Below are 18,966 nucleotides of genomic sequence, written 5' to 3' on the forward strand. Positions count from 1 at the left end.
GGATTATGCGAGCAGCCCCGCCAGCCCCTGCCGTGCAGCGACGCCGGCCTGCTCGACCAGCTGCCGCTTCCACTCCGGCGTGTCCACGTAGAACGCATCGCGCATCTGCTGCTTGATCGACGCGGCCAGCGCCGGGTCGGCCTCCGGATGCGCTTCCAGCCAGTGGTCGGCGCGCAGCGCGCCGATCATGTCGTCGATCGGCAGCGTGCCGTACTCCAGCGCGATGCCGGTGTACTCGGCCCCGGGGCAGGCATCGAAGACCACGTTCCACATCAGGCCCTGCAACAGGGCCGAGCTGGAACTGCCGTCGTAGATCGAGGTCACCTCCGGGCCCCACCAGGCGCGGGCGCGGGTCAGTGCAGCCTCGTCGTTACGGCTGGCGAAGATGCGCTCGCCGTGGCCGCTGGGGCCCAGGCCCGTGTGCAGGTCGATCCAGCCGATGCGGGTCGCGCCGCGGCCTTGTTCCTCCAGCGCGTGATGCAGCGTGACGTTGCTCCAGGTGGGCGCGCGCCCGCCGTAGAAGAGGCCGGTCTCGTGGGCGTACTGGCCGCCGGAGATGGCGGCCTGCAGGCCGCGCTTGCCGTGCTTCGCGGCATAGGCGTCCAGCACGGACTCGTCGGCGGCCGAGGGCGGCCAGTGGCGCGGCAGCAGCGCCGCGGCGATCTCGTCATAGCCGGCGTTGTGCGGCAGCGGCCGGTGGAAGTCGTGGAAGTTGCGGTTCAGGTCCACGCCTTCCTGCGTGACCCGGCGCAGCCAGGAGAAGCCGTGGGGATTCAGCCCGTGGACGTAGAGCACGGCAACACCCGACCCCGCGACGGCGGCCATCCAGGCGGGATCGCTCAGCAGCGCGACCTGGATGCCCGAGCCGGCGAAGCCTTCGACGCCATGGCAGGCGCTGCTGAGGATCAGCAGCCTTTCGGCCTTGCGCGGGCCCTGGCGGACCACGTCCATGGCCAGCCGCTCGCCGTCGCGGCCCAGCAGCGGATGCCAGTGGGGCTCGTTGTCGAGGCCGGCGGCGTCGGCGGCGGCCAGGAACCTGGCGCGCGCCTCGGCGTAGCTGTGCGAGAAATGCTGTTCCATCAGGGCCTCGGCTGTGCCAGCCATGCTTCGGCCAGCCTGACCCACATCGAGCCGCCCAGCGGGATCAGCTCGTCGTTGAAGTCATAGCTCGGGTTGTGCAGCATGCAGGGCCCCATGCCATGGCCGCCGATGCGGTGGCTGCCGTCGCCGTTGCCGATCAGGAAGTAGCAGCCGGGCTTCTCCAGCAGGTAGTAGCTGAAGTCCTCGGCGCCCATCGTCGGCTCGAAGTTCTGCACGTTGTCGGCGCCGACGATGTCGGTGAGGACTTCACGCACGAACGCGGTCTCGGCGGCATGGTTGATCGTCGGCGGATAGTTGCGCTTGAACTTGAAGTCCACCGTCATGCCGAAGGTGGCGGCGATGCCTTCGGCCACTTCCTGCATGCGCTGTTCTATCAGGTCCAGCACCTCCAGCGTGAAGGTGCGGACCGTACCTTCCATCGTGACCGAATCGGGCACGACGTTGGTGGCCTCGCCGGCATGGATCATCGTCACCGAGATCACGCCGGCGTCGATCGGCCGCTTGTTGCGGGTGATGATGGTCTGGAAGGCCTGCACCATCTGGCAGGCGGCGGGCACCGGGTCCAGGCCCAGGTGCGGCATGGCGCCGTGCGAGCCCTTGCCGTGCAGCACGATCTTGAACTCGTTGCTCGATGCGAACACCGGCCCCGGGGCCAGCGAAAACTGTCCGGCCTTCATGCCTGGCCAGTTGTGGGCGCCGAACATCGCCTCCATCGGGAACTTCTCGAACAGGCCGTCCTTGATCATCTCGCGGGCGCCGCCGCCGCCTTCCTCGGCCGGCTGGAAGACGAGGTAGACGGTGCCGTCGAAGTTGCGGTGCTTGGCCAGGTGCTTGGCGGCCGCGAGCAGCATGGCCGTGTGGCCGTCATGGCCGCAGGCGTGCATCTTCCCCTGGTGCCTGCTGGCGTGGGCGAAGGTGTTGTGCTCGGTCATCGGCAGCGCGTCGATGTCGGCGCGCAGGCCGACGGCGCGGGTCGACGTGCCGTTCCTCACGATGCCGACGACGCCGGTGGTGCCCAGGCCGCGATGGACCTCGATGCCCCAGTCGCTCAGCGCCTTGGCGATCACGTCGGAGGTGCGCTCCTCCTTGAAACACAACTCCGGATGTGCGTGGATGTCGCGGCGCATGGCCTGGATCGTCGACGCGTCGGCGAGGATGGATTCGATTAACTTCATGGGCGGCCTCGGCTCCTGCAATCGGTAGGAGACAAGTCTACTGCCGCCGATTCAGCTCCACCGTGATGTGGACGAGTTCCTCGTGGACGGCCAACTGGCGCTTGAAGTCCTCTGGCGTGGCCGTGGCATCGGGCGTGGCCAGAGAGACGATGCAGGCGTACTTGCCGGCGCCGACGCGCCAGACGTGCAGGTCGCAGATGCGGGCGGGGATCGCACCGGCGGCGATCACCTCGCGGATCTCCTCGACCACCGGCGCGTCCATCTCGGCATCGAGCAGCACGCGGGCCGAATCGCGCAGCAGTCCGACGGCCCAGGCCGCCACGACCACGGCGCCGGCCAGGCCCATGGCCGGATCCAGCCAGGCAGCGCCCCAGAGCTTGCCGCCGAACAGCGCGACGATGGCCAGCACCGAGGTGGCGGCGTCGGCGAGCACGTGGATGTAGGCGGAGCGCAGGTTCAGGTCGTGATGATGATGGTGAACGTGCCCGTGGTCATGGCCATGCCCATGGTGATGCTCGTGCGCATCGCGCAGCAGCCAGGCGCAGGCGAGGTTCACCGCGAGGCCGATCGCGGCCACGACGATCGCCTCGTCATAGCGGATCGTCGCCGGCGCCAGCAGCCGCTGCCCCGATTCCCAGACCATGCCCAGCGCCACCAGCAGCAGCAGGACCGCGCTGGTGTAGCTGCCCAGGATCTCGATCTTCCAGGTGCCGAAGGCGAAGCGCTGGTGCCCCGCCAGGCGGCGCGCGAAGGTGTAGGCCAGGAAGGACAGGCCCAGCGCGATGACGTGCGAGGACATGTGCCAACCGTCGGCCAGCAGCGCCATCGAGTTGAAGACCCAGCCGCCGGCGATCTCGGCCACCATCATCACGGCGGTCAGCAGCACCGCCAGCAGCGTGTTGCGCTGCGCCAGCGGGTTGCCTTCGTCGAAGACGTGGGAATGGGCGTCCGGGGCGGTGTCGGCGGCGTTCATGCGGATACTCTACCCCAGTATCCAGCGAGGCCTAGAATCACCCCACGATGAGCCACACGATCACCGACAAGAAGCCGCTGCTGACCCGCGTGCGCCGCATCCGCGGCCAGGCCGAGGCGCTGGAGCGCGCGCTGGAGTCCGATGCCGACTGCATCGCCATCCTCCAGCAGATCGCCGCCGTGCGCGGCGCCGTCAACGGGCTGATGGCCCAGGTGCTGGAAGGCCACATCCGCGACCATCTCGGCGCGGATGCGGAGCCGCACGAGCGCGAGCGCGACCTCGAAGCGGTCGTCTCCGCGCTGCGCAGCTACTTGAAGTGAAGCCCCTCGCCCAGTCCCGCCGCGCTGGACGCGGGCGGGCCTGGTCGGTCCCCGAGGGGACGCGCCCGGTTGCGGGATCGACCCGCAACCGGGCGCAGTGGGCCGGCTTGGGGCGGCCCGGCGCTCGGCCCGGAATACTCGCTGGCGCGCTCAGCCGTTCCTGATGCGGCTCACCAGCGCCTGCGTATAGGCCGCCGTGCTCGCCGTGCCGCGCAGGTCGCCGGTGCGGACCTGGTCGACGTTGAGCGTGTCGTCGATGGCCTTGCGCAACCGCGCGGCCAGGTCCGGCAGCTTGCAGTGGTCCAGCATCATGGCCGCGGCGAGCAGCAGCGCGGTCGGGTTGGCGATGCCCTTGCCCGCGATGTCCGGCGCCGAGCCATGCACGGCCTCGAAGATCGCCGCATCGGCGCCGATATTGGCGCCCGGCGCCATGCCCAGGCCGCCGACCAGGCCGGCCACCAGGTCCGACAGGATGTCGCCGAACAGGTTGGTCGTCACCAGCACGTCGAACTGCCAGGGGTTGAGCACCAGCTTCATCGCGCAGGCGTCGATGATGACGGTGTCCAGCTCGAACCTGCCCTTGTACTTCTCCTGGTACAGCTGCTGGCCGGTCTCCAGGAAGATGCCGGTCAGCGCCTTCATGATGTTGGCCTTGTGGACGATCGAGACCTTCTTGCGGCCCTGGGCGATGGCCAGCTCGAAGGCGTATTCGAGGATGCGGCGGCTGCCCTGGCGGGTGTTGACGCCGGTGGCCATGGCCACGGCGTGCGGGTCGCCGTCGATCGGCACGTAGTGCTCGTGGCCGATGTACAGGCCCTCGAGGTTCTCGCGCACGACCAGCAGGTCGATGTCGTCGAAGCGGCCGCCGGGGATGATGGTGCGGGCCGGGCGGACGTTGGCGTAGAGCTGGAACTCCTCGCGCAGCCGCACGTTGGACGAGCGGTAGCCGCCGCCGGAGGGCGTCTCCAGCGGGCCCTTCAGCGCCAGCCGGGTGCGGCGGATGCTGTCCAGCGTGGCCTTGGGCAGCGGGTCGCCATGGGCCTGCACGCCGCCGAGGCCGGCGATCTGGCGGTCCCATTCGAAGGGGCTGCCCAGCGCGTCCAGCGCGGCCAGCGTGGCGTCCATGATCTCGGGGCCGATGCCGTCACCGGGGATCAGCGTGGCGGGGATGGGAGTGCTCATGATGTGCGCAGGAGAGTTGGGGTATGGGTCGAGCGTAGCGGCTTCGGCTGCGCCTGGAATCAGTGATGTCCGACGATGCGACGGTGCACGCTGCGCATCGAGTACCAGACGGCCAGCACCACCAGCGGCACCGCCACCGCGCTGGTGGCCTCGCCGCTGAAGGGCCAGCCGAGCTTCTGCGCGCCCTTGGCGACGTAGCTCACCAGGCCGACGATGTAGTAGCTGATGGCGGCCACGGACAGCCCTTCGACGGTGGCCTGCAGCTTGAGCTGCAGGTCCTGGCGCCGGTTCATCGCCGCCAGCAGCGCCTGGCTGCCGAGCTGCTGCTCGATCTCGACGCGCGTGCGCAGCAGGTTGCTGACCCGCGAGATGCGCTGCGAGAGCGCGTCCTGCCGGCGCGCCGCCCATTCGCAGGTGGCGCGGGCGGGGCTCAGGCGCCGGTCGAGGAATTCCTCGATCGTCTGCAGGTTCGGCAGGCGCTGCTCGCCCAGTTCGCGCACCCGCTTGTCGATCAGGCCGAAATAGGCGGCGCTGGCCGAGAAGCGCGAATGGGTGGCCGCGTATTCGCTCTCCACCTCGCCGGCCAGCCGGGTGAGCCGGTCCAGCATCTGCGGCTCGTCCTCGGGCCGGGCGCTGCGCACGGCCTCGGCCAGCGAGGCCAGCTCGCGCTCGGCCCGCGAGAGCACGGCGCCGGCCTCGCGCGCCTGCGGCAGGCCCAGCAGGGCGGCCATGCGGTAGGTCTCGATCTCCAGCAGCCGCTGGACGATGCGGCCCAGCCGCCGCGGCCCGAGCACGCCGCGCAGCAGCAGCATGCGGGAGAAGCCGTCGGGATGGATGGCGAAGTCGGTCAAGACCTGACCCTCGCCGCCGCCGACCGCCGAACCGACCGTGCGATCCTCCTGCAGCAGCTGGCGGGCGTGGTCCTGCAGCGTGGCGCTTCCACCGTCCAGCGCCCACAGGTGCAGGGCGCTCAGGGCCTGGCCGGGCAGGGCGGCCAGCCAGTCCTGCGGCAGCGCCTCGGCGGCGGTGGGCGGGCGGCTGGCGTCGAAGGGCTCGCCGGCGGCCAGCGGGCGCATCACGGTCCAGCTGCTGAACTCGGTATGCAGTTCCCAGCGCAGGCGCAGCGGGCCGATGTCGGCGCGCAGGTGGTTGGTCTGCCCATCGGGCACGGCCAGCCGGTGGTCGCGCAGCAGCCGGGCCAGGTGCTCGCGGCTGGCCTCGCGCTCGCCCAGCATGACGATGTGCGAGATCGCCAGCGGCGCCGTCATCGGCTCGGGCGGGCGCTCGTGGATCTCGTTGTGGAGCTGGTTGCGAAGCGGGTGTTGATCGAACATGGCCTGCGACGGGTCGTGACACCGCGCAGTGTCACGCAAGAAGCAGGCCGCGCGGCCAGGTCAACGCTTGACTTTGCCGTCGCCGGTGAGCATGGACAGCTCGACGAAATTCGAAGCCACGTGCTTCGCCGCCGAGAAGCGCAGCGGGAAGCCGCCCGGGTTGTAGGGCTGCAGCGTCTCCAGCGCGGCGACCAGGCTCTCGCGCGTGGGCCGGGCGCCGGCGCGGCGCAGCCCTTCGGTGAAGGTCTTGGCGGCCACGTAGCCTTCGATGCCGTTGTAGTCCAGGCGCAGGCCTGAAGCCGAACCTCCGGCCTTCTGCACGGCGGCCTGGTACTCCTCCGCCACGCCGGTCACGGTGCCGAAGGGGTAGGGCATCACCTGGCTGACGACGACGCCGTTGGCGTCCTTGCCCAGTTCGTCCAGCAGCGCCTGGGTGCCGACGAAGGAGACGTTGTAGAACACGCCGCCGTAGCCGGCCTTGCGGGCCGCGCGGATGAAGGCGGCGCAGCTCTTGTAGGCGCTGATCATCACGATCGCCTCCGGCATCGCCGCCGGGTTGCCCACCAGCGCGGCCACCGCCTTGTTCACGTCCACCGTGTTGCGCTCGACGGTGCCGGTGGCCAGCGGCTTCAGCGAGAGCGGCTTCATCGCGCGCTCCACGCCTTCGAGGCCGGCCTTGCCGTAGCTGTCGTTCTGGTGGAAGACCGAGATGCGGTTCAGGCCCAGCTGCGTGAGCTGCTTGACGATCAGCCCGGTCTCCTCGAAGTAGGAGGCCCGCACATGGAAGACGTTGCGGCTCAGCGGGTCGCGCAGCGCCTCGGCGCCGGTCAGCGGCGCGAAGAAGGGCATGCGGTGCTGGTTGATGATCGGCAGCGCGGCCAGCGAGGTGGGCGTGCCGACATAACCGAACAGGGCCAGCACGTCCTCCTCGATGAACTTCTCGGTGTTGGCCTTGCAGCGGTCGGGCTCGTAGCCGTCGTCCAGCGTGTGCAGCTCGACCAGGTTGCCGTTGACCCCGCCGGCGGCGTTCAGCGCGTCGAAGTACAGCTTGGCGCCGATCTGCATCTGCTTGCCCAGCTGGGCGGCCGGGCCGCTCAGCGCGCAGGACTGGCCCAGCACGATCTTGTTGCGGGCGCCCTGGGCGCGTCCGGCGAGGGGCAAGGCCAGGGACCCCAGGGCGGCGATGGCTTCACGTCTGCGCAAGTGCGACTCTCCCAACGATTCTTGATAATCGCGGGATTGTGCGGTCCCGGAAATGCCCCGGAAAACCGCGCCACGCCCTGCCATGGAATAGTTCACGCATGAACATTGCTGTTACCTCTTCGCCGCCTTCGCCGGGCTCCCGCGTCGTCAAGGGCGCCTGCCCGCACGACTGCCCGGACACCTGCGCGCTGCGCATCACCGTCGAGGACGGCCGGGTCGTCAAGGTGCAGGGCCAGCCCGATCACCCCAGTACCCACGGCGCGCTGTGCACCAAGGTCTCGCGCTATGCCGAGCGCACCTACCACCCGGAGCGCCTGCTGCAGCCGCTCAGGCGCGTCAGCCGCAAGGACGAGCCGCCGCGCTTCGAGCCGGTGAGCTGGGAAGCGGCGCTGAGCGACATCGCCTCGCGACTGGGGCGCATAGCCGCCCGCGATCCCCAGGCCATCCTGCCCTACAGCTACGCCGGCACGATGGGCATGCTGCAGGGCGAGGCGATGGCGGGCCGCTTCTTCAACCGCATCGGCGCCTCGCAGCTGGACCGCACGATCTGCGCCTCCGCCGGCGCCGCCGCGCTGACGGCCACCTACGGACACAAGCTCGGCATGCACCTGCCGCACTTCGCGGAGAGCCGGCTGGTCCTGATCTGGGGCAGCAACTCGATCGCCTCCAACCTGCATTTCTGGACCTATGCCAACAAGGCCAAGCGCGAGGGCGCGAAGCTGATCTGCATCGACCCGCGCAAGACCGAGACGGCGGACAAATGCCACCAGCACATCGCGCTGCTGCCCGGCACCGACGGCGCGCTGGCGCTGGGATTGATGCACGAGCTGACTACGAACGGATGGCTCGATACCGATTACATAAGCCGTTACGTGGACGGCTGGGACGAACTGCGCGAGAAGGCGCTGGCCTGGCCGCCGGAGCGGGTGGCCGAGGTCTGCGGCATCAGCGCCGACGAGGTGCGCGGCCTGGCGCGCGATTACGCCACCACGGCGCCGGCAGCCATCCGCCTGAACTACGGCATGCAGCGCGTGCGCGGCGGCGGCAATGCGGTGCGCCTGATCGCGCTGCTGCCCTGCCTGACCGGCGCCTGGAAGCACCGAGCCGGCGGTCTGCTGCTGTCGAGCTCCGGCTGGTTCGCGCCCTACAAGAACCCCATGCTGGAGCGCCCGGACCTGATGACGGTCAAGGCGCCCCGCGTGATCAACATGAGCACGATCGGCGACGAGCTGAACCGCGAGAGCTCGCCGGAGTTCGGCCCGCGCATCGAGGCGGTGATCGTCTACAACAGCAACCCGGTGGCGGTGGCCCCCGAGTCGCCCAAGGTGGTGAAGGGCTTCGCCCGTGCGGACCTGTTCACCGTCGTGCTCGAGCACTTCATGACCGACACGGCCGACCTGGCCGACTACGTGCTGCCCGCCACCACGCAGATGGAGCACCTGGACGTACACACCAGCTACGGCCACACCGACGTGCTGATCAACGAGCCGGCGGTGGCGCCGCTGGGCCAGGCCAAGAGCAACACGCAGATCTTCCGCGAGCTGGCCGCGGCCTGCGGCTTCGACGACGCCGCGTTCCTCGACAGCGACGAGCAACTGGCCCGCCAGGCCTTCACCGACGCGATCGACTTCGACGCGCTGCAGCAGCGCGGCTGGCAGTCGCTGCCGCTGCGCGAGGCGCCGTTCGCCGAAGGCGGCTTCCTGACCGGCAGCGGCCGGGCCGACGCCCGTGGCGCCGATTACGTGCCCAACTACGAGAGCGCCACCTCCACGCCCGAGCTGGCCGCCCGCTACCCGCTGGCGATGATCTCGCCGCCGGCGCGCAACTTCCTCAACAGCAGCTTCGTCAACGTCAAGAGCCTGCGCGACATCGAGGGCGAGCCGCTGGTGGAGATCCATGCGGACGACGCGGCGGCCCGCGGCCTGGCCGACGGCGCGATGGTGCGCGTGTTCAACGACCGCGGCAGTTACCTGAGCCGGCTGCATGTCAGCGGGCGGGCGCGGCCCGGCGTGGTCAACGGCCTGGGGGTCTGGTGGCGCAAGCTGGGGGCGGAGGGCACCAACGTCAACGAGCTGACCCACCAGCGCCTGACCGACATGGGCAAGGCGCCGAGCTTCTACGATTGCCTGGTGGAGGTCGCTCCAGCGTGAGGCGCCTGCGCTGGGTCGTGGCGGCGGGGCTGCTGGTGGCGGTGGGCGGCTGTGCGCAGTTCAGCTATCTCGGCCAGTCGGTCGGCGGGCACCTGCGGCTGATGTCGGCGGCCGAGCCGGTCGACAAGGTGCTGTCCCGGCAAGACCTGGCCCCGGCGCTGCGCGAGCAGCTGGCCCTGAGCCAGCGCATCCGCGACTTCGCGACGCGCGAGCTGCACCTGCCCGACAACAACAGCTACCGCCGCTATGCGGACCTGCACCGCACGGCGGCCGTCTGGAACGTGATCGCAGCGCCCGAGCTGAGCCTGAAGGCGAAGACCTGGTGCTATCCGGTGATGGGCTGCGTGGCCTACCGCGGCTACTTCGACCATGAGGCCGCCAACGCGTATGCGCAGGCGCTCAGGCAGGAGGAGCAGCTCGAGGTGATGGTGGGCCCGGTGCCCGCCTACTCGACGCTGGGCTGGAGCAACTGGTTCGGCGGCGACCCGCTCCTGAACACCTTCATCGACTACCCCGAGGGCGAGCTGGCGCGGATGATGTTCCACGAGCTGGCCCACCAGGTGGCCTATGCCTCGGACGACACGACCTTCAACGAGTCCTTCGCCACGGCGGTGGAGCGCATCGGCGCCGAGCGCTGGCTGAGCGCCAACGGCAGCGCGCAGGCGCGCGAGGTCTACGAGCGCGGCAACCGGCGCCGGCTGCAGTTCCGCGCGCTGACCGACGGGTACCGCGAGAAGCTGAAGGCCGTGTATGACGCCGCCGACAGCGACGAGGCCAAGCGCGCCGCCAAGGCCCGCACGATGGCCGCGCTGCGCGAGGACTACGCCAGGCTCAAGACCGACGAATGGGGCGGCTATGCCGGTTACGACGGCTGGTTCGCCCGCGCCAACAACGCCAGCTTCGCGCTGCTGTCGGCCTACGGTGAGCTGGTGCCCGCCTTCGAGGCCCTGTTCGAGCGCGAGGGCCAGGACTGGCCGCGCTTCTACGCCGAGGCCAAGCGCCTGGCGAGGCTGCCGAAGGCGGAGCGGCGGCGCGAGCTGGCCGACGGCCCGGTGGCGGCGTCGAAGTAACGCGTTACTTCAAGGATTCGATGAGGTCGATGTATTGCTGCTGGGCGGCCTCTTTCGCCGTGCCCTTCAGCTCGCTCCAGGCATCCCACTTGAAGCGGCCGACGAAGTCCGTCATGCCCGGGCGCTCGCCCTCCACGTCGCCGACGCTGCCCTGCTTGTACAGCGCGTAGATCTTCAGCAGCGTCTGGTTGTCCGGCTTCTCGGGCAACTGCTTCGATTCGGCGACGGCGGCTTCGAACTGATCCTGCAGGCTCATCGGGTGCTCCAATGTAGTGATGACTAGCCTTGCATCTTAAACGTCGTCGGCGTCGATGCGGGCGCGGGCGGCCTCGACGCCGAAGCATTCCAGCGCATCCAGCGGCGCCGTGGCCGCGGCGTCCACCTCCAGGCCGTCGATCTCCTGCTGGCGCCGCTCGCTGGCGCCGTCCAGCATGCGCAGCGCCTGCGCCAGCTCCAGCTTGGCCAGCGGGCTGTGCGCATCGAGCACCGCGGCGCGCTGCAGCATGGCCAGGCCGATGGCGGCGTCGGCACGCTGGGTGCGGGCCAGCAGGCGGCCCAGCTTGTCGATGATCTCGGCGTGGAACAGGCCCAGCGCCAGGTGGGCGCCGGCGTGCTGGGGCGCCAGCTCGATCGTCGTCGCCAGCGCGGCGCGGATGCGCGGGCCCAGGCCATGGCCGATGCCCTTGGCCACGCCGATGCCCTGGGCATAGCGGCCCAGTGCCCAGGCCTGCCAGAAATAGGCATTGGGGCATTCGGGGTCGAGCACCTGCTGGCGTGCGGCGCGCTCCGCCACGGCCAGGTACATCCGGTGGCGCACGCGGGGCTGGCGCTCCACGTAGAAGGCCTGGCTGGCCTGGGCCTTGTTGGCCACGGTCAGGCCCGCGTGGCTGCCGGCTTCGGCCGCGGCCAGGCCGGCCTCGAAGGCCGCATGCAATTGGCCCGCGTGCAGCAGCCGCCACGCCTGGACCAGGGCCGGCTGGCGCGGCCAGTGCTCGGCGTCGCCGGCATGCAGGCGCGGCCAGTGGCGGCGCAGCATCGGGTCGTCATGCAGGAAGCGCGGATGCAGGTAGGGGAACGGCGCCCAGGGCTGCGGCGGCGTGGACAACAGGGGCATCTCGACGAACTCCGGCGTACAACGGGCGCCACGGTAGCCCATCGGGCGCTATTCGCCCCACCCTGTGGCGTCGGCGATTCATACGGAGTGAGGAGGTTCCTAGAGGTCGGCCCAGACGCTGACCCGCCCCTTGCCGCGGTGCTTGGAGCGGTACATCGCCTCGTCGCTGCGGGCCAGCAGGTCCTCGGCGCTGACGCCGTCGCCCTCCTCGGGGGCGTAGACGCTGACGCCGATGCTGGCTGACAGCGGCAGCCACTGGCCGGGCCGCACCTCGTAGGGCACCTGCGAGGCGATCAGGATCTTCTGCGCCACGTGGCCGCCGTCGTTGCTGCTGGAGACCAGGTTCTCCAGGATCACGACGAACTCGTCGCCGGCCAGCCGCGCCGGCGTGTCGGTCTCGCGCACGGACACGCGCAGGCGCCTGGCGAACTCGATCAGCACGCGGTCGCCAGCCTCATGGCCGAAGTTGTCGTTGACGCTCTTGAAGCCGTCCAGGTCCAGGAAGATCAGCGCCAGCGCGCGGCCGGTGCGCTGGGCGCGGCGCATCGCCAGCGGCAGGCTCTTGAGCAGGCTGCGGCGGTTGGCCAGGCCGGTCAGCGCGTCGGTGGTGGCCTGCAGCTCCAGCGCCAGCTCCATCTGCTTGCGCTCGGTGATGTCGCGCACGAAGGCGTCGAAGAAGCAGGCGTCGCCGCGCCGGCGCACCCGCAGCGAGATCTCCACCGGCAGCTCGTGCCCGTCCTGCGCGCAGGCCGTCAGCTCCACGCGCCGGTCCACCAGCAGCGTCGAGACGCCGGTGGCCAGGTAGCGGGCCAGGCCCTGCTGGTGGGCCTCGCGCAACGGCGGCGGAATGATCAGCTCGGCCAGCGGCCTCCCGATCGCCTCGGCCGGGCGCCAGCCGAAGGTGCGGTGCGCCATGTCGTTCCAGGCGGTGACGCGGCCGTGCTGGTCCATCTGCACGAAGGCGTCGTTGGCATGTTCCAGGATGGAGCGGGTGACGGCCTCGCTCTCGGCCAGCTCGGCGGTGCGCTCGGCCACGCGGGCTTCCAGCGCGGCATTGGCCTCCTTCAGCGAGCGTTCGCGGTCGACCAGGGTCTCCAGCATCACGTTGAAGGCGGCGGCCATGCGGTCCACCTTGTTGACGGCGTCGGGCGGGGTGGCGGCCGCGTCGAGCTGGCCGGCGCGCATGCGCTGGGCGACGCTGAGCATGTCGTCGAGGCTGCGCGTCATCGATCGGCTGACCAGCCAGGCCAGGCCGGCGCCCAGCAGCACGGCCAGCAGCAGGTGAAGGCCGATGCGCAGCGGGCCGGGCGGACTCGCGCCGGGGGGCAGCCAGCCCAGCAGGTCGATGATGAAGAAGGCCATCAGCAGGACCTGCACCAACACGACACCGAGGATCAGCTGCTGCCGGAGCGACCACCTGCGACGGGCCTGAGGCTGCGGCATCGGCGGGTGTCCAGCTTCTCAGGCACGCCGCGGGAGCGGCATCGGGAGGGGAGGACGGCACGGCGACATAACGTCATGTTCAAGCGGCACCGGGGCGGGTGTCAATCCGGCCGGACGTGGGAATTTGCCCCGGCACCCACTCGGATGGGGAGGGACAAACCCACGCCAGCGCGGGTTTGGCTCGGCTCCCTACAATCCGCCGCCATGCAATCGACCCCACCCGCCATTTCGTTCCAGAACGTCAGCAAGACATATCGAGGGGGCCGGGTCAAGGCTCTCGACGGCGTCTCCTTCGACATCCAGCCGGGCGAGTTCTTCGGCCTGCTGGGCCCCAACGGTGCCGGCAAGACCAGCCTGATCAGCATCCTGGCCGGCCTGGCGCAGGCCAGCGGCGGGGCGGTCAAGGTGTTGGGCCACGACGTCATCGACGACTATGCCGCCGCCCGCAAGGCGCTGGGCATCGTGCCGCAGGAGCTGGTGTTCGACCCCTTCTTCAGCGTGCGCGAGACGCTGCGCATCCAGAGCGGCTACTTCGGCGTCCATGGCAACGAGGCCTGGATCGACGAACTGCTGGAGAACCTCGGCCTGGCCGACAAGGCCCATGCCAATATGCGCCAGCTCTCCGGCGGCATGAAGCGCCGGGTGCTGGTGGCCCAGGCGCTGGTGCACCGGCCGCCGGTGATCGTGCTGGACGAGCCGACCGCCGGTGTGGACGTGGAACTGCGCCAGACGCTGTGGCAGTTCGTCGCGCGGCTCAACCGCGAGGGCCACACGGTGCTGCTGACCACGCACTACCTGGAGGAGGCCGAGGCGCTGTGCCACCGCATCGCGATGCTCAAGCTCGGCAAGATCGTGGCGCTGGACCGTACCTCGGAGCTGCTGAAGGGCACCGCCTCGACGATGCTGCGCTTCAAGACCGACGCGGCGCTGCCCGCCTCGCTGACCGGCCAGTCCCGCGTGACCGGCCGCATCGTGCAGATCACCGCGCATGACGCCGCCGAGGTGGAGACCATCCTCGCCACGCTGCGCGCCGCGAGCGTGCCCATCGAAGACCTGGAGATCGGCCGCGCCGACCTGGAAGACGTGTTCATCGAAATCATGAATGGAGCGACCGCATGAGCGCCGCCTTTAGCTTTAACCTCGAAGGCGCGCGGACGCTGTTCTACAAGGAGGTCCTGCGCTTCTGGAAGGTCAGCTTCCAGACGGTGGCGGCGCCGGTGCTCACCGCGGTGATGTACCTGCTGATCTTCGGCCACACGCTGGAGAACCACGTCAAGGTCTACGGCACGGTCGGCTACACCGCCTTCCTGATCCCCGGCCTGGTGATGATGAGCGTGCTGCAGAACGCCTTTGCCAACAGCTCCTCCTCGCTGATCCAGAGCAAGATCACCGGCAACCTGGTGTTCCTGCTGGTGACGCCGCTGTCCCACTGGGCCTGGTTCATGGCCTATGTGGGCGCCTCGGTGATCCGCGGGCTGGTGGTGGGCCTGGGCGTGCTGATCGTGACCGTCTGGTTCGCGCCGCCGGGCCTGGCCGAGCCGGGCTGGATCCTCGCCTTCGCGCTGCTGGGCGCCGGCATCATGGGCACGCTGGGCCTGATCGCCGGCCTGTGGGCCGAGAAGTTCGACCAGATCGCCGCCTTCCAGAACTTCATCGTGATGCCGATGACCTTCCTGTCGGGCGTGTTCTATTCGATCCATTCGCTGCCGCCGCTGTGGCTGGCGGTCAGTCATGCGAACCCGTTCTTCTACATCATCGACGGCTTCCGCCACGGCTTCTTCGGGGTCAGCGATGTGTCGCCGTGGATCAGCCTTTCCATCGTCGGCGCGGCCTTTGTCGCGCTGGCCATCCTCGCGCTGGAGCTGCTGCGCCGGGGCTACAAGATCCGCTCCTAAGTAGAATCCCGGAATCATGGCCGACCCTACTCCCGCCGAAGTCCAGTCCTACATCGAAGCCGGCCTGCCCTGCCAGAGCCTGTCGGTGGAGGGCGACGGACGCCACTTCTTCGCCACCATCGTCTCCGCCGAGTTCGAAGGTCTGACCCGTATCAAGCGCCACCAGCGCGTCTACGCCGCCCTGGGCGAGCGCATGCGCGAGCAGATCCATGCGCTGTCGATGAAGACGCTGACCCCTGCCGAGCACGGGGCGACCCAATGACGATTACCTTGGCCCTCTCCAAGGGCCGGATCTTCGAGGAGACCCTGCCGCTGCTGCGCGCCGCCGGCATCGAGGTGCTCGAGGATCCGGAGAAGTCCCGCAAGCTGATCCTGGCGACCAACCAGCCCGACGTGCGCGTCGTGCTGGTGCGCGCCAGCGACGTGCCGACCTATGTGCAGTACGGCGGCGCCGACCTCGGCGTGGCCGGCCGCGATGTGCTGATCGAGCATGGCCTGCAGGGCATGTACCAGCCGCTGGACCTGAACATCGCCAAGTGCCGGATGAGCGTGGCCACCCGCGCGGACTTCGACTACGCCGCCGCGGTGAAGCAGGGCTCGCGCATCCGCGTGGCCACTAAGTACACCGAGATCGCCCGCCAGCACTTCGCCGACAAGGGCGTGCACGTGGACCTGATCAAGCTCTACGGCTCGATGGAACTGGCCCCGCTGACCGGGCTGGCCGAGGCCATCGTCGACCTGGTGTCCACCGGCAGCACGCTGCGGGCGAACAAGCTGGTCGAGGTGGAGCGGATCATGGACATCTCCTCCCGCCTGGTCGTCAACCAGGCCGCACTGAAGCTCAAGCGCGAGCCGCTGCGCCAACTGATCGACGCCTTCGCCGCCGCCATCCCGAAGTAACGCATTACTTGCTCGTACATGTTGAATCTCCGCCACCTCAGCACCGCCGCCGCCGACTTCGAAACCGAATTCCAGCGGGTGCTGCATTGGTCGGCTGAGACCGACACGGCGATCGAGACGCGGGTGGCCGAGATCCTGGCCGACGTGCGCGCCCGTGGCGATGCAGCGGTGCTGGAGTACACGGCGCGCTTCGATCACGTCGATGCGGCTTCCGTGGCCGCGCTGGAACTGACCCGCGAGGAACTGAAGGCCGCCTTCGATGCGATCACGCCGGCGCAGCGTTCGGCACTCGAATCCGCTGCCGCCCGGGTTCGCAGCTATCACGAGCGCCAGAAGCAGGCCTGCGGCCTCAGCTGGAGCTACCGCGACGAGGACGGCACGCTGCTGGGCCAGAAGGTCACGCCGCTGGACCGCGTGGGTATCTACGTGCCGGGCGGCAAGGCGGCCTATCCGAGCAGCGTGCTGATGAACGCGATTCCCGCCCACGTCGCCGGCGTGCCCGAGATCGTGATGGTGGTGCCCACGCCGCGTGGCGAGAAGAACCCGCTGGTGCTGGCCGCGGCCTATGTGGCCGGCGTGCATCGCGCCTTCGCCGTCGGTGGCGCGCAGGCCGTGGCGGCGCTGGCTTACGGCACGGCGACCGTGCCGCGCGTCGACAAGATCACCGGCCCCGGCAATGCCTACGTGGCCAGCGCCAAGAAGAACGTCTTCGGCCAGGTCGGCATCGACATGATCGCCGGCCCCAGCGAGATCCTGGTGCTGGCCGACGGCACGACGCCGCCCGACTGGGTGGCGATGGACCTGTTCAGCCAGGCCGAACACGACGAGATGGCGCAGAGCATCCTGCTGTGCCCCGATGCGGCCTACATCGCCCGAGTGCACGAGGCGATCGAGCGGCTGCTGCCGACGATGCCGCGCGAGGCGGTGATCCGCGCTTCGCTGGAAGGCCGCGGCGCGCTGATCCTGACCCGCTCGATGGACGAGGCCTGCGAGATTTCCAACCGCATCGCGCCGGAGCATCTGGAAGTCAGCAGCGCGGACCCGCACCAGTGGGAACCGCTGCTGCGCCACGCCGGCGCGATCTTCCTCGGCGCCTTCACCAGCGAATCGCTGGGCGACTACTGCGCCGGGCCGAACCACGTGCTGCCCACCTCGGGCACGGCGCGTTTCTCGTCGCCACTGGGGGTGTACGACTTCCAGAAGCGCAGCAGCCTGATCGAGGTCAGCGAGGCGGGTGCGCAGAAGCTCGGCCCGATTGCCGCGGAGCTGGCCTACGGCGAGGGCCTACAGGGCCACGCGCGGGCGGCGGAGATGCGGCTGAAGCGCTGAGCCCTCAGCGCAGCGGCTTCGCCAGTCGCACCATCATCGTCCCGGTCAGGTCGTTCGGCCCGCGCTGATCCTCGGCAAATCCATGTCGTGCGTAGAGCGCGATCAGCGGCGCGTTGGCGGCCGAGGTCCAGGTGGCGGCAAGCGGCTGACCCTGCTCGCGGAACCAGACCAGGGCTTCCCGCAGGAATGCGCTGGCCAGGCCACTGCGCCGGGCTGAGGGAAGCACATAGCTGGTCGTGACGAGACCGAACGAGCCGCCGTCCGGGTCGGGTTCGATGCGGAACAAGGTGTGCCCGACGATGTCGCCATGCTCGTCAAGGCCAAGTACGACGCGCGCGACGCGGCCCGGCTCGAAATGCCAGCGCACGCGGGCAGCCAGCCATTCGAAGTCGTAGAGCGGCACCCCCTCGACCTCAATCAGCGTCGCTTGCATGCGCTCTGCGACGAGGGCAATTTCGTGTGGCTTGTCCGGGTCGAGGTCGCGCAGCGCCATGATGCCGCGCAGTGTCGCTCAGCGAGCCGCCAACCCGGCTGCGCGGGCTGCCAGCGTCCCCAGCTGCGCATACAGCGGCAGCGTGTTCGTCGGCCCGCCCGGATGCACCCGGTTCGCCAGCAGGATGTAGAAGCTCTTGCTGCCCGGGTCCAGCCAGAAGGCGCAGCCGGTGAAGCCGGTGTGGCCGAAGCTGGCGCCCTTCGGGTACAGCTCGCCGCGGGGACGGGAGAAGGCGGTGTCCACGTCCCAGCCCATGCCGCGCTGGGGCAGGCCGGCGGGTGATTGCGGCAGCGTCAGCAGTTCCACGCTCTCGTGGCTGAGCAGGCGGCGGCCGTCATCCATAACGCCGTCATTCAGCAGCATGCGGGCGAAGCGCGCCAGGTCCGCGGTGGTGGTGAACAGGCCCGCGTGGCCGGCCACGCCGCCCATGGTGCGGGCGGTCGGATCGTGGACGACACCGCGCAGCATCGAGCCATCGGGCTGGCGTTCGGTCGGGGCGATGCGTGCCGCGGGGAAGCGTTCCAGCGGCAGGTAGCCGCTGTGCTTCATGCCCAGCGGCTCGAACAGCGCATGCTGGGCGAAGTCCTGCAGCGGCTCGCCGGCCTGGCGGGCGACGATGATGCCCAGCAGGACGAAGTTCAGGTCCGAGTACTTGAACTGCGTGGCCGGCGGCGCCTGCGGCGGCAGCGCGCAGGTGAGGCGCAGCGCATCGGCGATGCCGTGCCAGGGGCCGTTCTTGATCTGGTCGCCGTTGCCGGGCAGGTCGGGCTGCAGGCCGGAGCTGTGGGTCAGCAACTGGCGCACGGTGATGTTCGGGCCCAGCGCGGTGCAATCGGGCAGGTAGCGGGCGATCGGCGCCTCGACGTCCAGCTTGCCCTGCTCGCGCAGCACCTGGACCAGCGTGGAGGTGACCACGGCCTTGGTCAGCGAGGCGGCGTCAAAGATCGTCTGCTCGTCCAGCGGCTCGGGCAGGGGCTCGACGGCGCGCTGCCCGTAGGCGCGGTGGTAGCTTCCCACGCCGATCTGCTCGATCCACAGCGCGCCGCCGGGCATCTGCTTCGAGTCGATCATCGCCTGCACGGCCTGGTCGGCCTCGGCCAGCGGAACGGGGTCAAGGGTTGCGCGCGGCGGCGGCGGCAGGGCACAGGCGGCCAGCAGCAGGGCCGCAACGAGAGCAGTCAGGCGGGTCTTCATCGGCGGGATTGTGTGGGGCGTCGGAGGCTGGGCGGCATCACATTTCGGCGCCTAGTCATAAGTCAGAAATGAACACGAAGTTCGTGTAAC

19 protein-coding genes are annotated in these 18,966 nt (G+C 69.6%); 8 read left to right on the top strand and 11 right to left on the bottom strand.

Features of this window, described 5'->3' with window-relative positions; all coding sequences use genetic code 11:
- Positions 1-3: 3 nt before the first annotated feature.
- The 3 genes from B0W88_RS01055 to dmeF are packed head-to-tail and all read right to left on the bottom strand — an operon-like array spanning position 4 to position 3,249.
- Positions 4-1,104: a M14 family metallopeptidase gene (locus B0W88_RS01055; RefSeq protein WP_083748480.1), complete on the bottom strand. Its 1,101-nt coding sequence runs from the start codon at positions 1,102-1,104 to the stop codon at positions 4-6.
- Positions 1,080-2,276 (bottom strand): M20 aminoacylase family protein, encoded by a 1,197-nt coding sequence (locus tag B0W88_RS01060; RefSeq protein ID WP_077032790.1) that lies wholly within the window; start codon positions 2,274-2,276, stop codon positions 1,080-1,082. The genes B0W88_RS01055 and B0W88_RS01060 overlap by 25 nt, the downstream gene beginning before the upstream one ends.
- A gap of 37 nt (positions 2,277-2,313) precedes the next feature.
- Positions 2,314-3,249 carry a CDF family Co(II)/Ni(II) efflux transporter DmeF gene (dmeF, locus tag B0W88_RS01065; RefSeq protein WP_077032791.1) on the bottom strand — a complete coding sequence of 312 codons (936 nt, stop codon included), beginning with the start codon at positions 3,247-3,249 and terminating at the stop codon, positions 2,314-2,316.
- A gap of 47 nt (positions 3,250-3,296) precedes the next feature.
- Here dmeF and B0W88_RS01070 point away from each other — a divergent pair, with 47 nt between their 5' ends.
- Positions 3,297-3,569 (top strand): metal/formaldehyde-sensitive transcriptional repressor, encoded by a 273-nt coding sequence (locus tag B0W88_RS01070; RefSeq protein WP_077032792.1) that lies wholly within the window; start codon positions 3,297-3,299, stop codon positions 3,567-3,569.
- Positions 3,570-3,719: 150 nt separating this feature from the next.
- Here the strand turns inward: B0W88_RS01070 and B0W88_RS01075 are convergent, their stop codons facing one another.
- Genes B0W88_RS01075 through B0W88_RS01085 form a run of 3 tightly spaced genes read right to left on the bottom strand, consistent with a single transcriptional unit; the run spans position 3,720 to position 7,288 of the window.
- Positions 3,720-4,751 (bottom strand): isocitrate/isopropylmalate dehydrogenase family protein, encoded by a 1,032-nt coding sequence (locus B0W88_RS01075; protein ID WP_077032793.1) that lies wholly within the window; start codon positions 4,749-4,751, stop codon positions 3,720-3,722.
- Between the two features lie 59 nt (positions 4,752-4,810).
- Positions 4,811-6,085 carry a DUF3422 family protein gene (locus tag B0W88_RS01080; protein ID WP_077032794.1) on the bottom strand — a complete coding sequence of 425 codons (1,275 nt, stop codon included), beginning with the start codon at positions 6,083-6,085 and terminating at the stop codon, positions 4,811-4,813.
- A gap of 60 nt (positions 6,086-6,145) precedes the next feature.
- Positions 6,146-7,288 (bottom strand): ABC transporter substrate-binding protein, encoded by a 1,143-nt coding sequence (locus B0W88_RS01085; protein WP_233151588.1) that lies wholly within the window; start codon positions 7,286-7,288, stop codon positions 6,146-6,148.
- Positions 7,289-7,386: 98 nt separating this feature from the next.
- On the opposite strand from B0W88_RS01085, the gene B0W88_RS01090 reads away from it, so the two are divergent.
- Both B0W88_RS01090 and B0W88_RS01095 read left to right on the top strand, forming a co-directional pair.
- On the top strand, positions 7,387-9,438 hold the full coding sequence (locus B0W88_RS01090) for a molybdopterin-dependent oxidoreductase (protein WP_077032796.1): 2,052 nt from the start codon (positions 7,387-7,389) through the stop codon (positions 9,436-9,438).
- Positions 9,435-10,508 (top strand): aminopeptidase, encoded by a 1,074-nt coding sequence (locus B0W88_RS01095; RefSeq protein ID WP_077032797.1) that lies wholly within the window; start codon positions 9,435-9,437, stop codon positions 10,506-10,508. The genes B0W88_RS01090 and B0W88_RS01095 overlap by 4 nt, the downstream gene beginning before the upstream one ends.
- A gap of 4 nt (positions 10,509-10,512) precedes the next feature.
- On the opposite strand, the gene B0W88_RS01100 is transcribed toward B0W88_RS01095, so the two are convergent.
- From B0W88_RS01100 to B0W88_RS01110, 3 genes are all read right to left on the bottom strand, one after another.
- Complete coding sequence (locus tag B0W88_RS01100) at positions 10,513-10,764, bottom strand: acyl-CoA-binding protein (protein WP_077032798.1); 252 nt, start codon at positions 10,762-10,764, stop codon at positions 10,513-10,515.
- 36 nt (positions 10,765-10,800) lie between these two features.
- Positions 10,801-11,622, bottom strand: a complete 822-nt coding sequence (locus tag B0W88_RS01105; protein WP_083748481.1) for a hypothetical protein — start codon at positions 11,620-11,622, stop codon at positions 10,801-10,803.
- Between the two features lie 99 nt (positions 11,623-11,721).
- Entirely contained in the window at positions 11,722-13,065 is a 1,344-nt protein-coding gene (locus B0W88_RS01110; protein ID WP_077032799.1) for a diguanylate cyclase, read from the bottom strand.
- A 204-nt stretch (positions 13,066-13,269) separates the two neighbouring features.
- Between B0W88_RS01110 and B0W88_RS01115 the strand changes: the two genes are divergently transcribed.
- Genes B0W88_RS01115 through hisD form a run of 5 tightly spaced genes read left to right on the top strand, consistent with a single transcriptional unit; the run spans position 13,270 to position 17,189 of the window.
- Complete coding sequence (locus B0W88_RS01115) at positions 13,270-14,184, top strand: ABC transporter ATP-binding protein (RefSeq protein WP_077032800.1); 915 nt, start codon at positions 13,270-13,272, stop codon at positions 14,182-14,184.
- A complete protein-coding gene (locus B0W88_RS01120) occupies positions 14,181-14,960 on the top strand; it encodes an ABC transporter permease (protein WP_077032801.1) in 780 nt (259 codons plus the stop codon). Before B0W88_RS01115 ends, B0W88_RS01120 begins: the two co-directional genes overlap by 4 nt.
- Positions 14,961-14,976: 16 nt before the next feature.
- Positions 14,977-15,222, top strand: coding sequence for a BolA family protein (locus tag B0W88_RS01125; protein ID WP_077032802.1), 246 nt, complete (start codon positions 14,977-14,979; stop codon positions 15,220-15,222).
- The gene (hisG, locus tag B0W88_RS01130) at positions 15,219-15,860 is read left to right on the top strand and encodes an ATP phosphoribosyltransferase (RefSeq protein WP_077032803.1); all 642 of its coding nucleotides are present in this window, start codon (positions 15,219-15,221) and stop codon (positions 15,858-15,860) included. Before B0W88_RS01125 ends, hisG begins: the two co-directional genes overlap by 4 nt.
- Before the next feature lie 18 nt (positions 15,861-15,878).
- A complete protein-coding gene (hisD, locus tag B0W88_RS01135; RefSeq protein WP_077032804.1) occupies positions 15,879-17,189 on the top strand; it encodes a histidinol dehydrogenase in 1,311 nt (436 codons plus the stop codon).
- Between the two features lie 4 nt (positions 17,190-17,193).
- On the opposite strand, the gene B0W88_RS01140 is transcribed toward hisD, so the two are convergent.
- The gene (locus B0W88_RS01140; RefSeq protein ID WP_077032805.1) at positions 17,194-17,682 is read right to left on the bottom strand and encodes a GNAT family N-acetyltransferase; all 489 of its coding nucleotides are present in this window, start codon (positions 17,680-17,682) and stop codon (positions 17,194-17,196) included.
- Between the two features lie 18 nt (positions 17,683-17,700).
- Positions 17,701-18,876, bottom strand: coding sequence for a serine hydrolase (locus B0W88_RS01145; protein ID WP_077032806.1), 1,176 nt, complete (start codon positions 18,874-18,876; stop codon positions 17,701-17,703).
- Positions 18,877-18,966: the final 90 nt, after the last annotated feature.

The organism is Pelomonas sp. KK5 (genome assembly GCF_001984095.1).
Lineage (GTDB): Bacteria > Pseudomonadota > Gammaproteobacteria > Burkholderiales > Burkholderiaceae_C > KK5.